This is a genomic window from Tumidithrix helvetica PCC 7403 (assembly GCF_965232925.1).
GTDB lineage: Bacteria > Cyanobacteriota > Cyanobacteriia > Pseudanabaenales > Pseudanabaenaceae > Tumidithrix > Tumidithrix helvetica.
Genome location: NZ_CBDDRA010000026.1, coordinates 37,660 through 52,077 on the forward strand (window position 1 = coordinate 37,660; position 14,418 = coordinate 52,077).

The 14,418-nt window shown below is 44.3% G+C and carries 17 protein-coding genes; 8 read left to right on the forward strand and 9 right to left on the reverse strand.

The window, feature by feature from the left end; genetic code table 11:
• Positions 1–3 precede the first annotated feature (3 nt).
• Both ACP2WE_RS20275 and ACP2WE_RS20280 read right to left on the reverse strand, forming a co-directional pair.
• Entirely contained in the window at positions 4–987 is a 984-nt protein-coding gene (locus tag ACP2WE_RS20275; protein ID WP_425217351.1) for a phosphate ABC transporter substrate-binding protein, read from the reverse strand.
• Between the two features lie 408 nt (positions 988–1,395).
• Complete coding sequence (locus ACP2WE_RS20280) at positions 1,396–3,093, reverse strand: sensor histidine kinase (protein ID WP_425217352.1); 1,698 nt, start codon at positions 3,091–3,093, stop codon at positions 1,396–1,398.
• Positions 3,094–3,318: 225 nt separating this feature from the next.
• On the opposite strand from ACP2WE_RS20280, the gene ACP2WE_RS20285 reads away from it, so the two are divergent.
• From ACP2WE_RS20285 to cynS, 5 genes are all read left to right on the forward strand, one after another.
• Positions 3,319–4,107 (forward strand): response regulator transcription factor, encoded by a 789-nt coding sequence (locus ACP2WE_RS20285; RefSeq protein ID WP_425217353.1) that lies wholly within the window; start codon positions 3,319–3,321, stop codon positions 4,105–4,107.
• 180 nt (positions 4,108–4,287) lie between these two features.
• A complete protein-coding gene (locus tag ACP2WE_RS20290) occupies positions 4,288–5,865 on the forward strand; it encodes a CmpA/NrtA family ABC transporter substrate-binding protein (protein ID WP_425217354.1) in 1,578 nt (525 codons plus the stop codon).
• Positions 5,866–5,872: 7 nt separating this feature from the next.
• Entirely contained in the window at positions 5,873–6,682 is an 810-nt protein-coding gene (locus tag ACP2WE_RS20295) for an ABC transporter permease (RefSeq protein WP_425217355.1), read from the forward strand.
• Positions 6,682–7,533, forward strand: a complete 852-nt coding sequence (locus ACP2WE_RS20300; protein ID WP_425217356.1) for an ABC transporter ATP-binding protein — start codon at positions 6,682–6,684, stop codon at positions 7,531–7,533. Before ACP2WE_RS20295 ends, ACP2WE_RS20300 begins: the two co-directional genes overlap by 1 nt.
• 19 nt (positions 7,534–7,552) lie before the next feature.
• Positions 7,553–8,002: a cyanase gene (gene cynS / locus ACP2WE_RS20305; protein ID WP_425217357.1), complete on the forward strand. Its 450-nt coding sequence runs from the start codon at positions 7,553–7,555 to the stop codon at positions 8,000–8,002.
• Between the two features lie 151 nt (positions 8,003–8,153).
• Here cynS and ACP2WE_RS20310 read toward each other — a convergent pair whose 3' ends face one another.
• Positions 8,154–9,359 (reverse strand): phosphoglycerate kinase, encoded by a 1,206-nt coding sequence (locus tag ACP2WE_RS20310; RefSeq protein ID WP_425217358.1) that lies wholly within the window; start codon positions 9,357–9,359, stop codon positions 8,154–8,156.
• Positions 9,360–9,627: 268 nt separating this feature from the next.
• On the opposite strand from ACP2WE_RS20310, the gene ACP2WE_RS20315 reads away from it, so the two are divergent.
• Together ACP2WE_RS20315 and ACP2WE_RS20320 are read left to right on the forward strand one after the other, a co-directional pair.
• Positions 9,628–9,855, forward strand: coding sequence for a DNA-directed RNA polymerase subunit omega (locus tag ACP2WE_RS20315; protein ID WP_330483174.1), 228 nt, complete (start codon positions 9,628–9,630; stop codon positions 9,853–9,855).
• Between the two features lie 139 nt (positions 9,856–9,994).
• Positions 9,995–10,372, forward strand: coding sequence for a DUF1818 family protein (locus ACP2WE_RS20320; RefSeq protein ID WP_425217359.1), 378 nt, complete (start codon positions 9,995–9,997; stop codon positions 10,370–10,372).
• A 28-nt stretch (positions 10,373–10,400) separates the two neighbouring features.
• On the opposite strand, the gene ACP2WE_RS20325 is transcribed toward ACP2WE_RS20320, so the two are convergent.
• The gene (locus tag ACP2WE_RS20325) at positions 10,401–11,138 is read right to left on the reverse strand and encodes an NnrU family protein (RefSeq protein WP_425217360.1); all 738 of its coding nucleotides are present in this window, start codon (positions 11,136–11,138) and stop codon (positions 10,401–10,403) included.
• A gap of 66 nt (positions 11,139–11,204) precedes the next feature.
• Here ACP2WE_RS20325 and crcB point away from each other — a divergent pair, with 66 nt between their 5' ends.
• On the forward strand, positions 11,205–11,576 hold the full coding sequence (gene crcB / locus ACP2WE_RS20330) for a fluoride efflux transporter CrcB (RefSeq protein ID WP_425217361.1): 372 nt from the start codon (positions 11,205–11,207) through the stop codon (positions 11,574–11,576).
• On the opposite strand, the gene ACP2WE_RS20335 is transcribed toward crcB, so the two are convergent.
• The 5 genes from ACP2WE_RS20335 to ACP2WE_RS20355 form a co-directional block, all read right to left on the reverse strand.
• A complete protein-coding gene (locus ACP2WE_RS20335; protein WP_425217389.1) occupies positions 11,573–12,016 on the reverse strand; it encodes a SufE family protein in 444 nt (147 codons plus the stop codon). The two genes, crcB and ACP2WE_RS20335, sit on opposite strands and share 4 nt — an antisense overlap.
• A 45-nt stretch (positions 12,017–12,061) precedes the next feature.
• The gene (locus ACP2WE_RS20340; RefSeq protein ID WP_425217362.1) at positions 12,062–12,442 is read right to left on the reverse strand and encodes a hypothetical protein; all 381 of its coding nucleotides are present in this window, start codon (positions 12,440–12,442) and stop codon (positions 12,062–12,064) included.
• 197 nt (positions 12,443–12,639) lie between these two features.
• Entirely contained in the window at positions 12,640–13,455 is an 816-nt protein-coding gene (locus ACP2WE_RS20345) for a sterol desaturase family protein (RefSeq protein ID WP_425217363.1), read from the reverse strand.
• 101 nt (positions 13,456–13,556) lie between these two features.
• Positions 13,557–13,967: a hypothetical protein gene (locus tag ACP2WE_RS20350; RefSeq protein ID WP_425217364.1), complete on the reverse strand. Its 411-nt coding sequence runs from the start codon at positions 13,965–13,967 to the stop codon at positions 13,557–13,559.
• A gap of 10 nt (positions 13,968–13,977) precedes the next feature.
• Positions 13,978–14,388, reverse strand: a complete 411-nt coding sequence (locus tag ACP2WE_RS20355) for a hypothetical protein (protein ID WP_425217365.1) — start codon at positions 14,386–14,388, stop codon at positions 13,978–13,980.
• Between the last annotated feature and the right edge of the window lie 30 nt (positions 14,389–14,418).

Below are 14,418 nucleotides of genomic sequence, written 5' to 3' on the forward strand. Positions count from 1 at the left end.
TAATTATTGGATTGAAATAAACCCTAAATTTTGCACGATTTGCTGTCCTTGGGGCGATAGGGCTAAATCGACAAATTGCTTAACCGCAGGACTGGTCTGCTTTTTGATTGCTAAAAACAGATTTCGGGAGATTGGGTACTTGCCAATTTTGAGCGCGGCAATGTCCGTGGGTGCTACTCCATCGATCGATACAATCCGAACGATCTCTTGTTTTTCGACTTGCGACACTGTGGCATAACTGATGCCATTATTCCCGAGAGCCCTTAAGATTGCTGTAGTTTCGTCCTGCGACCAAGTAATAAAGTTGGCACTATCAGGAGCAAAAGCTTGACCTTTCAATACGACATCTTGGAATAGGTCTCTGGTTCCACTAGCAGCAGCGCGATTGATCACCTTGATGGGTAAATTTGCTCCACCCACCTCAGACCAATTTGTAATCTTTCCACTATAAATGTCCCGTAATTGGGCTGAGGTTAAGTTTCCTTTAAAAGGATTGCTAGCACCAACGACGATTGCAACAGCATCTTTGGCGATCGGAATGAGTTGAATTCCCGCTTGCGCTTCATTGGCCTTGAGCGGACGCGAAGTGGCAGCGATCGCCACAGAGCCATTCATTAAATTTTGAATTCCCTTGCCCGAACCACCTGGGCTACCATCGGGTACACCAAAGGTAGTGGGAATATTGGGATTGACCTGAGCGTAGGCAGTACGCAAGTCTTTTACTAAGGCAACCATCGCCGTACTGCCATCAATGCCCAACACGGCAGGATTTGGTAGAGAGGTATCTAGGGAAGCCACAGAAGCAGGACTCGGAGGGGCTTGCGTGGATGAAGGGGTTGGCGATGAAGTTGGACTAGCCGTCTCAGTTGAGGTTGTTTGTACGGAATTTTTGCTCTCCTTCTGGAAATACCAGTAACCACCTGCTGCTAATCCACCTGTGACTAACAGACTCAAAATTAGGACTGTCGTTTCTTTCCCTTGAGACATTCGTCATTGCTCCTATCAGCGATCGGTAAATAGTTGTGTGTGAGTTATCTGCGGTAGTTATGCGTGAATGGTGCTTATGATAACGCGAGTTCGGGATAAGAAAAAAGGACAAAAAAAGGAGAAACCGATAAGCTGAAAAAAAACTAAAACAACCTCAGTTCGGGATAAGAAAATCCCAAACCCTTTATCTAATACCAATTTCTCTTGAATTTGAAACAAATCGGATTTTGTGTTCCGCGCAGAGCGCGGTCTTTTCAAAAAGATGCGTTGCATCATTTTTTGAAAATGGTATAAGGCTATTGAATCTATAAATGCTAAATTCTCGCAAATAAATCCTATTCATCCAATAAATCTGGGCAGGCACAGGGGCGATGCCCCTGTGCCTGCCCAGAACGCTTGTATATCACGTTAAATAGGCAACGAAAATTTGAATGTTGTACCCATACCCAGCTTACTAGTCACTTCGATTTTGCCTTGGAGCAAATCTACAAAACGTTTTACAATATGGAGACCTAAACCACTACCAGGAATATTACTAACATTGCAAGCTCGGTAAAAAGGTTCAAATAAGTAAGGTAAATCCTCAGACGGAATACCAATGCCTCGATCTCTAACTTGAAACACTAGCAATTGTTTTTTTCGTTGCAATTTAAATTGGATTGAAAGATGTTCTTCTGAATAGCGCAATGAATTAGACAGAATATTGACCAAAATCGATCGCAGTAAATGTTTATCCACATTCACAAATAGATGTTTAGCCCGACTAATCAATTCAATCCGATTGCTTGTAGAATCCTGTTGAATTTCAGAAATTAAATGGTGGCAAAACTCGATTAGATCGAAGCGACAGGGATGAACTTGGATATTTTTAGCTTCCACTTTACCAATGCTCAAAATCGCATCAATCATTTGAACCATCCGTTCCACATTTTCTTTAATCCCAAAGATATAGCTTTGTTTTTCGGTTAGTGATAGCTGCTCCTGATATCGTTCCAAAGATGAAACTGAGAACAAAATATTATTGAGAGGATTGCCAAACTCGTGACAAACCATCGATACCATTCGCGATCGCAGTTCGCTCAATTCCCTCAGCTCTTTATTCGCTTCATAAAGTTCGGAGGTTCGCTCTCCTACAATTTTCTCTAGCTCTTCATTGGCTCGATGCAAAACAGCCTCAGCCCATTTACGTTCTGTAATGTCACGAAAGGCAACCACTGCACCAATTAATTGTCCCTGGTCGTTACGCATCGGTGTACTGATGTACTCCACAGGAAAACTCGTTCCATCTTTGCGCCAAAATACTTCGTCAGCAACACGATGGATGATGCCATCTTGAAAAGCAGCATAGATCGGGCAAGTTTCTAAGGGATATGGAGTTCTGTCAGCTTTAGAGTGATGTAGAACTTGGTGCATCGATTTGCCGATCAGGTCTTGTAGAGCGCAGCCAATCATTTGAGCCGCCGCAGGGTTGACAAAGGTGACTTTACCGCTTAGGTCAACCCCATACACTCCTTCTCCCACGGCATTCAGGATGAGTTGATGCTGCCGTCGCAGATTCTCGACATCTTGGTTTGTTTGGTAGATTGCTTGTTTTGACTGTGTCAAGCTTGTGTGAGCTGCAAACAACCGAATGGGATTGACTAAACTATCCCCTGTTTGCTTGTGGATAACTACTGGCTCCTGTATCTGGTGAGTTGGGCGATCTAAGAGCAGGGAAATAGCATCTTGGAGTCTCAACTGAGCGTCGATTTGCAAATAGTTTAGGGACTCTTGCCACCATGCTTTAATTGAATGGATAGGTCGATCGAGTGCCTGCTGCCATTGTGGTTGCGATCGCCATTCCGCAAAGCGATCGCGAGAAATCATGGCGACAAGCTTAGAGGTTGAGTTGGACTGCGCTTCTGTAATCAGCACACCTATGGACTTTGGATAGTACTGAAAGAAGTCCTCCACCTCAGCATAGAGGCTCTGGGAATGAAGTCTATGGACTTCTATCTCTATATCATCCAAGTTGCAGGAGCCAAAAGTTGGATAGTCAGATGGGAATCTGTGATGAATTGGCAATGGATCGCCAAGTTCGTATAGCAATCGATGAATTTGTCCCATAGTCAAGCTAGCGTTTTTACAGAATTTATGACTTCGCGAAAGTTAAGTGATCGCTTTGAAGGTTAGAGTTTCAGGGTGATTCTTAAGTTTATTTACAGCAATACTGTAGCCCTTTACACCACAAACAATAGCTTAAACCGATTATCAAGAGTAATAGATTTTTTAGAATACAGTCCAAAATCTCCTACAGCAATTTTGCGAAGATTGCGGGCGTTAGAGGGCAAGATGCACAAGATTTTAATCATCGAAGACGAAACGCAAACTAGGGATATTTTCCTCAAATGCTTAACCCTTGAAGGATTTGAGGCTCTGGGGGCCGAGAGTGCTGCTATGGGTATAAAGCTGGCAAAATTGCATCTACCCGATCTGATTGTTTGTGACATTATGATGCCTGATTCGGATGGCTACAGTGTGCTTTCAATACTCCATCAGCAGGCTTCCACAGCAAAGATTCCATTTATTTTTCTGACCGCTAAAGTCACAATGGCAGACTTGAGAAGAGGTATGGAGCTAGGAGCAGATGATTATCTAACAAAACCCTGTACGGTCGAACAATTTTTATCGGCAATTACCACACGACTGAGGCGACATGAAACCATTAAATCTTGGCATTTAGGTGTAACGCAGACAAGCACAACATCATCTAGCTATGAGTCTCTACCCACAAATACCAAGACAATCTTTCCCCATTGCCCAAAACTTGCTCAGGTATTTCAATTTATCGAAGTAAACTACAACCAACCAATAAGTCTTAGTGATATTGCTGAAGCTGTTGGCTATTCCCCAGCATATTTAACTAATCTCGTGCAGTCCCAAACTGGACGAACTGTTAAACGTTGGGTTACAGAGAGACGAATGACACAAGCACGTACTTTATTAATCACAACCTCTCAGTCTATTCATCAAATTGCAGCGATCGTTGGTTATCCAGATACTAGCTACTTTGTGCGTCAATTTAAGCAGATTCACAGTATCTCTCCCCAAGTTTGGCGGAACTCAATGGCTGCTAGCTAATCTAGAGCCAAAGTTCGGACGTGAAGGAGATCGAAAGAAAGTCCTATTTTTGCGATATATATTGCTATAGGGTTTAGTAAAGAGCGTGATAGCTTACACACATGACTTTCAAGCAATGCGATCGCAAGTACTGCTAGTCAAGTCAGTTCTACGTACTTAATTCGTGAAAGGTACTTCTTTATGCCAGTCTCCATTAGGGTGTCTTCAACCGATTTAGCAGATACTGCCCAATGTTCTTGTGGCGGAGATCATATGCCTCAAGATCACTGGGGATTTTTGGAAAGTATGCCACAATCGCCTCCAGATTTGATCGATGATTTGATCGAGATGGGAACCTACAAACCTCATACCTTAGATCTAGCCAAAACCCTTACAGAAGTTGAGTTAAAAGAAGCACTGTTACTACAACAAATTGGTGGTGGCAATCCAGTTCGAGAACAGTTTTTACGAGAGCTTCTCACCGAGGCGGGAGGCTTAGATCGAGCAATGGCAGCTGCCTTTGGTGTCCATGCTTCAGAATTCTTTAGCAATACGATTCGCAATGGAGAGTTCAGCCGTCGCCAGTTTCTCCAACGAGTGGTGGTAGCCGCCGCAATCGTGGGGATGTCTGGCTGCAATAATTCTACTCCTCCCACCGAAATTTCAAACACTAACAGCGCCACACCAACTAAATTAGAGAAAACTAACCTAACGATTGGATTTATTCCTATTACCTGCGCCACTCCGATTGTCATGTCTGAACCATTGGGCTTTTACAATAAATACGGGCTGAAAGTGGTCTTAAAAAAGATGCCTAATTGGGCGGCGGTAAGAGATTCGGCGATCGCAGGTGAGCTAGATGCTTATCATATGCTTTCCCCCATGCCAATTGCGATTACTTTAGGTGTTGGCTCCGCATCTTTTCCAATCAAGCTAGCGAGCATTGAGAACATTAACGGTCAAGCAATTACGATTGCTTTAAAACATAAAGACAAAGTCAAAGAGGCTAAAGATTTCAAAGGCTTTAAGATCGGTGTGCCTTTCCCCTTCTCAATGCACAATATGTTAATCCGCTACTACCTAGCCGCTGGCGGACTCGATCCTGATAAGGATGTGCAAATCTCTCCTGTTCCACCACCTGATAGTGTTGCCAAAATGGCTGCTGGCGAAATTGATGCCATGCTAATGCCCGATCCTTTCAATCAAAGAGCAGTGTTTGAGAAAGTAGGCTATATTCACATGCTGAGTAAAGATTTATGGGATGGACATCCTTGCTGTGCTTTTGCCGCCAGTCAGTCATGGATCGACACAAATCCTAACTCATTTAGAGCCGTAAACAAAGCGATTATTGATGCTTGTGGTTATGCAAATAACCCAGCCAATCGCCAAAAAGTTGCAGCCGCTTTGGTTGAGCGTAAATATCTCAACCAACCCTTACCTGTGGTTGAGGCAGTACTAACTGGCAAGTTTGAAGATGGATTGGGGAATACGCAAGATTTTCCCAATCGCATTGGTTTCGATCCCTATCCTTGGAAGAGCTTTTCTAAATGGATTTCATCGCAATTGGTACGCTGGGACTTGATGCCGAAAGATAAAGCCAACTATGACAAGATCGCCAAGGATATCTTTCTCACAGAAGTATCGGCAGAACTGCAAAAAGAGTTAGGGCAAACTCCCCCTACTGAACTAGAACGGATTGAGAAGCTGAAATATGACTCATTCGATCCCAAGACTCCTGGGACTTATGTAGATGAGCAAATCAAGAAATATAAGGTGTAACTTGATTATGATCTCTCAATCACAGTCTTTTAGACTCTCGATTAACCAAAAAGCATTTTTGCTGTTTTTAGCGATCTTGTTGGTATTTTTAGTTGTTTGGGAATTGGGCGTAGAGCGTAAAATTTTTCTGCCGATTATGCCTTCGGCAAGTCAAACCCTTAAAGACTCTTGGTTTTGGTTCACTAATCCTTTCTTTTACGATGGGCCCAACGATCAGGGGCTTGGGTTGCTTTTACTCACAAGCCTGAAACGAGTGGTTACAGGTTTTTTGCTTGGCTCTGCGATTGCTGTCCCCCTCGGTGTGATTACGGGCTTATCACCTATTGCATCTAAAGCGATCGATCCATTTATTCAGATTCTGCGTCCTGTTTCTCCACTGGCATGGCTGCCATTAGGGCTAGCTTTGATGCGTGATTCGGAGCGAACAGCTCTGTTTATCATTGCAATCACAAGCGTTTGGCCTACCCTAGCAAATACGAAGTTTGCAGTCAGTAATGTGGATCCAGCCTATATTAATGTCGCACGTACATTAGGTGCTTCCCGTTGGCGAACCATCTATAAGGTGATATTGCCTGCGGCTGCCCCCAATATTATTGCTGGTTTACGCATTAGCTTTGGCATTGCTTGGCTTGTAATCGTAGCGGCAGAAATCATCCTTGGTGGTGGAGTTGGCTACTTTGTGTGGAATGAATGGAATAACTTGAAAATCAGTAGTATTATCACCGCTATTTTTGTGATTGGCTTAGTAGGGCTGATTTTGGATCGATTATTTGGCCTTTTGCAAACTTGGGTCTCTTTTGGACAGAGGGCATCATAATGGAATTTAAATCGACTGCAACCAGTGCAATACCCCATCTTTCCATTCAGGGTGTTTCCAAGGTTTACCCTGGCAGAAGCTCGGCGATCGATAAAATTCTCAAGCGTACTACCCCTGATTATGTTGCGATCGCAGATATCAATTTAGAAATAGAGTCGAATACTTTTGTTTCGATTATTGGTACTTCTGGATGTGGCAAATCTACTTTACTCAATATTATTGCAGGCTTATCAAAGCCAACTACTGGTTCGATCGTGCTTGACAATAAATTGATTAAAAAACCTGGTCCCGATCGCGGAGTGGTTTTCCAAAACTACGCTCTTATGCCTTGGATGACGGTTGAGGAGAATATTGATTTTGCGATCGCTACGGTCTATCCTCAAATGTCTCAATTCGATCGAGAAGTAATCGTCTACGAGCAACTCCGTCTGGTTAACTTACAGGGCGCGCAAAAAAAGCATCCCCATGAATTGTCGGGTGGGATGAAGCAACGTGTAGGGATTGCCAGAGCATTAGCAATTAATCCCAGAATCTTGTTAATGGATGAGCCATTTGGTGCACTTGACGCGCTTACTCGAGGGTTCCTGCAAAATGAAGTAGCCCGTATTTGGGAGCAAAAGCAGAAAACGGCGATTCTGATCACCCACAGTATTGATGAAGCCTTATTGCTTTCAGACAAAATTGTGATGATGACCAAGGGACCTGCTGCCACGATCGCTCGAGTATTAGATGTTCCTTTCCCGCGTCCGCGCCAACGTGAAGATCTCGATCGGTATCCTGGCTATCACGATCTCAAATCAGAAATGGAACAGCATCTAATGCGCGAAATGAGTGCAATTGAAAAATTTTAGAAAATAATGAGGAATGATTATGTCTAACGTTGGAATACCAGAAATCACTGCAAAGTTACTTGCTGCCAAGAAAATCAAAGGGCTCAGTTTTGCTGACTTTGAAACGATGCTAGGTCTTGATGAAGTTTGCGTTGCGGCAATTTTTTACCGACAAGGAACCGCATCGGAAGATGAGGCAATCAAAATTCTCCAGGCATTGGGCTTGAGCTTAGATCTGGTGTCAGAATTAACAGCCTGTCCTGTCAAAGGCTTGGGGCCAATTGTGCCGACCGATCCGCTGATCTACCGATTTTATGAAATTATGCAGGTGTATGGGATGCCCCTCAAAGATGTCATCCAAGAGAAGTTTGGGGATGGCATTATGAGTGCAATCGACTTTACACTGGATGTCGATAAGGTAGAAGATCCAAAAGGCGATCGCGTAAAGATCACTATGAATGGAAAGTTTTTACCCTATAAAAAGTGGTAGGTTTTAAACTAGTACGCCTTATGTGGTCTAGAAACAATCAATAACCCGAACCCACGTTATGATAGCTGAAATAGAGAGGGGACTGAGACTTCCATCCCAATCCCCCCGATTCGTTATTTATCTCACTATCGATCTAGATACCGACGGCAAACTAAGCGTCATTTAAAGCAGCGATACCAGGAAGTACCTTGCCTTCTAGGAGTTCGAGACTGGCACCACCACCTGTAGAAATGTGGCTCATCTTGTCGGCTACGCCAACTTTCTCAACAGCCGCTACAGAGTCACCACCACCGATGATCGTAATCGTGCCTGAACCAGTTAGACCAGAAAGCGTGTGGGCAATTCCGTCTGTACCTGCTGCAAATTTATCAAACTCAAATACACCCATTGGGCCATTCCAAATTACGGTCTTGCAATCAGCCAAGGCTTCTTGGAATACCTTGAGCGAGTCAGGTCCAATATCTAAGCCCATCCAACCATCGGGAATATTGTCAATGCTGACGGTTTGGGAGTTGGCATCAGGGGCAAAGTTATCAGCTACGACAACATCGGTAGGCAAAAGCAGTTGTACGCCTTTTTGCTTGGCGATTTCTTCGAGAGATTTTGCCAATTCGAGCTTGTCTTCTTCGACCAAGGACTTACCTACGGCAAGGCCTCTGGCTTTATAAAAGGTAAAGATCATGCCACCGCCGATCAAAAGCTTGTCGACTTTACCGAGCAAAGCTTCAATCACACCGATTTTGCTAGAAACCTTAGAACCACCGACGATCGCTGCCAGAGGACGTTGGGGCGTATCAATCGCACCACTCAAGTACTGCAACTCTTTGTCGAGCAAGAAACCTGCGACGGAGGGGCTGAGATATTTGGTGACACCTTCTGTAGAAGCATGGGCGCGGTGGGCGGCACCAAAGGCATCGTTAACATACATGTCAGCAACTGATGCTAACTTACGTGCAAACTCAGGGTCGTTCTTTTCTTCTTCAGGATAAAAGCGTACGTTCTCAAGCAAGACAACATCGCCATTGCTCAGACCAGCGACGGTTGCGGCTACGGCATCGCCAATACAATCATCGGTCTTGGCTACGGGCTTACCGAGAAGTTCTGACAGACGTGCGGAGATCGGGTTGAGTCTCAAATTTTCAGTCACACCTTTAGGTCTGCCGAGGTGACTGGTGAGGATTACTATGGCTCCAGCTTCAGTCAAATAGTTAATTGTGGGCAATGCAGCGCGAATGCGGGTATCGTCGGTAATTGCACCAGTTACTTTATCTTGAGGTACGTTAAAGTCCACTCTGACCAACACTTTCTTACCAGCCAAGTCCGCAGAGTTTAAAGACGCTAAAGTTTGCTTCGCCATAGAAAAATCCTTACGTTATATTAAATATTTTTTAGACTGTCTTAACAATCTTACCGAATAACTAGTATCAATATTTACAGCTTGGCAGATATTTTGATATGTCTTTAGGTATAAATACTGATGACCTATAATTCTAAGCAATACAACTTGAGAATCAAGGTAAACTAGACAGGCTGACTGTTGCTTTTTAACTGAATATTTGTTTAAGGGCGCACTAGGCAAAATCGACTCGAACTCATAAACCAGAACTTAGACAGACAAACTCGTTATGGCAAAACGCTACATTGTTGACTCAGCTCAGATTACTCGTCGTGTAGAAGATTTGGTAGGTAAAGCTTCTAATCGCTACCGTATTACGGTGCAGGTCGCCAATCGTGCCAAGCTCAGACGTTACGAAGAAATTGACGATTACGACGATCACGCCATGAAACCAATTCTCAGAGCCATTATTGAGATGTCTGATGAAATGACCCAACCAGAAATTTTGAGCGATTAGGTTTAGATCCCCCCAGCCCCCCTTGAATTAAGGGGGGAGAATCTGGAAGTACCCTATTTAAAGGCGATCGCCCCCTCAGACTTAGCGATTAAGTCTTAGCGATTAAATGTATAGCGACTAGATTTATAGATTCAAACGAATGCCAAAACGCATGGCAAGTGGTGCGGGCTGGCGACTTGGTTGGCAATCTGAGGCAGAGGTTTTTGAAGGTTTGGTGGGTGGCGATCGCTGGGCGATCGAACTCACGGGTCAGGAACTGCGCGATTTTTGTCGGCTGAGTTTGCAGCTTGCAGATACGATGACACACATGGAAACAGAGCTAAGCGATCGCGAGAAGCTCACCTGTACGGCTGCCACCGAAATGATTCGCGTGGAGGTAACGGGCTACCCGCAGGAGTTTAGCCTGCACGCCCAACTGCAAGTCGGACGCAGGGCCGAACTAGATTGGGCGGCATCCTCCGTACCCGAATTGATTGCAGCAATTAAAAATCTTACTGCCGAGCTAAATCCCGCCTGAAGTTTATCCCACCTGAACTTTTAGACGACTACCAAGGGATGTTGGCAAAGGCATTAATTGCGATCGGGTGCAGCCAGCGAAATAGAACTACGGCAATAATTACACCAATATAGGCAGGGCGGATGAATTCTTTCCATTCAAAGGTTTGGCGTCCCTGCGCGATCGCCAGAAATGGAAATACAGAAGTTCGCTGTTTCAGTTCCTCAAAAGCATCGCCATATCGTTCCAGCAAACGGCGATCGCCATGCCACACACCAAAAAGATGATGCAAGATCAGCGCAAGGGAAGTTACTACCATAAAGCTGCTCCCAATCCAGAGTGTATGGGCAACACACCAAATAATTTGTCCAACCATCTGTGGATGGCGGGTGATGCGAATAATTCCCGTTTCATGTAGGTGAACCTGTGGCTTTGCGATCGCGGCTACTTCGAGCAGATTGAATGTGGAGGGATAGAGAAACAAAAAAGAAATTGCGGATACGACCAAGACCAAAGGGTTGATGCCCGGTACAGCTTGCACTTGCCAGAGTTGGATGCCGTCATAGCGATGATTAAAGAAATAAATCAGCAAGATTGATGCGAGGGGTAAGCTGACGAGTGCAAAAATCACCCGATATGCCCTAGCCCCAATCAATTTTTCGCCCCGCATCCGTAAAGCTGCTAGACCGCTGTGCGCGATCGCAAAAATTGCAATCAGTCCTACCATCGTGGCATGGGTTTGAAATTCTGGAAAAACTAAAGAGATCGCGGGACTAATAGCAGGCATGGATTAAAGTTTGCAGGAGAGAATGATTTCACTGCAATTTTAACAACGATTTACTCGACAAACATCATGCGCCAGATATTCATCGTTTTCTTGGGAGGAGGATTTGGGAGTGTTTCGCGATTTTTGCTTAGTAAAACGATTAGTCGCCAATTTGAACTTACATTCCCATTGGGGACTTTTTTCGTGAATATTTTGGGATGTTTTCTCATTGGCGTAATTTATGCTCTCGTGGCAAAATATCGCTTAAGTCCAGCTTTGAGCTTGCTGCTTGCCACAGGTTTTTGTGGAGGATTTACGACATTCTCTTCTTTTGCCTATGAAAACAATTCACTTTTTGAGAGTGGTGACTACCTCACCCTATTTCTCTATGTTTCTCTAAGCGTCATCCTCTGCCTATTTGCCACTTTTTTGGGAATTTTTATCGTTAGAAATACTTAAGACAAATTGGGTAAATCTAAGCCAGCAGCTTTTGCCTGCATGGTTTTGAATACATTATAAAAGCCATTGGCGCGGGAAGGAGTGAGGCTTACGGCTAAGCCCGTGTCTTTAATAAAGTCTGGCGAAAGTAGCTCAATTTCTTTTTGGGTTAGCCCATTCATGCCGATCGCTAACAAACCCACAAAACCCTTACTGATCAGAGCATCTGAGTCTCCCTGAAATACGACTCTTTGATTTTCATCCCAACTGGCAGTGACATAAACCTGAGAAACACACCCTGGTACTTTATTGCCTGGGGTCTTATCTTTTTCGGGAAATGCCTCAAGTTTTTTTCCGTAAAGGATTAGCTGCTCGTAGCGTTGCTTGGGATCAGCTAGCCTTTGAAAACGCTTGACAATGCGATCTAAAGAGTCGGGCAAACTGGCTGAAGTTGAATGCATGATGACAATAGACATGATTTCCTAATCCAGTCTAACTTGAGTTTGCTAATGCACAGCCATTAGATCGTTGGGATTTTGGGTTAGATGCATGACGAGATTTAACCAAGACTTGGTTCTTTTGGCAGGAGAGGCTGATTCGAGGGCGATCGTTTCCTGTTTATCTAATGCCGTAGTCATCTTGTGAAGATCGACATTTACCATCTTGGGTAAGACGCACCAAAGGCTAGCGCCTTCTTTTTCTTTGACGACAACTGAGTTAAAGCCTGAATGTAGATCTCTTTGGCAATCTGCGATCGCATCCTCAATGCGTTTGTACGTTTCAGTCCGAACGTACATATGTTCTAGCAAGTAAATCAATTTTTCCTCACCCCAAGGAGTAGAGACATTGAAAACTGGCTCGATTTCAGTATTTAAGATAATAAGCATAATTTCACCAAGCCTTAAGATATGGAATTTAGACTGACTAGGTCTACCTGACTGTATTTAATATCTAAGATTGACGAAGATCTGGGGGTGATGGTTCGCGCTCTATTCCTGTGATAAATCTAATGTAAATGTGCGATCGCGATCGCATACAGTTGCTCGTGAATAGGTTAGGCGCAAACGGTAGATTGCTAACTACCTTACTTAGGTGCTCCAAAAATAGTATCAAGCCGACCTTTCCAAGTGCGGGCATTCCATAAATCTTGAAAGAGACTAATCCAAGCGTGAAATGCGATTTTGAGTGGATTATAGGTATGCAGCGAGTGCGTTAAGCCATAGATGGGTTTATGCGCTGCTTGCTCCTCGGTAAATGTACCAAATAGGCGATCGAACAGGATCAAAACACCCCCATAGTTGCGATCGATATATTCAGGATTGGAGGCATGGTGAACGCGATGATGCGAGGGCGTATTCAGCACCCATTCTAAAAATCCCAACTTAGGCACAATTTCGGTATGAATCCAAAATTGGTAAACCAAATTGAAGGCTAGTCCTGTGGTAACCGCAATCGGATGGAATCCCAGCCAAATCAAGGGCAAAAAGAAGAGGAAATTACCTGATATAACTCCTGTCCAGCCTAACCGATAGGCAGCAGACAAATTAAAATGCTTTGTGGAATGATGAACGGCATGGGTTGCCCAAAGCCATCGCACCCTATGGGCGCAGCGGTGATGCCAATAGTAGAAAAATTCAATACCAAAAAACAATAAGGGCAACCCCCACCAAGTATTCAGCGGAACTGTCCATAGACGATGTTCCCATATCACGATAAAGATTCCTGCTAGCACCACCTTCATCACCATGTTCGTGAGATGTTGTCCGATAAATACGCCTAGGGATGCCACGCTCTCTTGCCAAGAATGGCGATACTTACCACTGCGCATGAGTAGCAAGGCTTCGACTAAGATCAAGATTCCTAAAACTGGGTAAATCCTTGAATAAATTAAATGTTCCATAATTATTCAGCAGTTAGCAATGGATAAAATTTAGAGAGGAGAGTAAAACTACTCTCCCCTAATAACCTGAATCTCTTAGAAATGAGTGAAACGGATAACAATCAATAAGTGCGAGTAGTTGTCTGAGTATTACCGTTCACACCTGTGCGCGTAGTGGTTTGCTGCCCGTCACTATAGGTGCGAGTAGTTGTCTGAGTATTACCGTTCGCACCCGTGCGCGTAGTGGTCTGTTGTCCGTCACTATAAGTACGATTGGTGGTTTGGGTATTACCATTCACACCCGTGCGCGTAGTGGTTTGCTGTCCATTACCATAGGTACGGTTAGTTGTTTGAGTATTGCCATTCACACCTGTACGTGTAGTAGTCTGTTGTCCATTACCATAGGTACGGTTAGTTGTTTGAGTTTTACCATTCACCCCTGTGCGTGTGGTGGTTCCAGCAAAGGCGGCTTGGTTCAATCCTGTTAATGCCAATCCGACCGTCATAATCAGGCTAAGTGCGTGCATTTTCATAGTTTTTGACCTAATGATTTCCTTGTAGTTGCGAGCGCAGGTTCTGCGTCAATTGCTGTTGTTGTTCGTCAGTGAGAATTGTGGTGAGTTGCGATCGCAAGGATTGAGCGATATTCCGTAACTTTAGCTTTTGAGACATCGACAAATTGAGTGACATCATCGCTCGTCCTATGCCATTCCCTTCTGCTAGAGCCGCTTTAAATTGCGCCTGTTGCTCTGAAGAGAGAAGGTTTAGGATCTGCGGCATTGCCCGATCGCTGAGTCCTTCTAGCTGCGCTTGCTGTGCGGGTGTGAGTTGAATCCCCACCAAAACAGGAAACATTTTCGTTAAAGAATTCGTGTCAGCTTGGGCTGGGGGAATTGCAAAAAGGGTGGTTCCAATCAAACCACTTGCAATCATTGCCATCCATTGCTTTTTCATCGCGTTCGCTCCTTGATTTCATCTCATGTC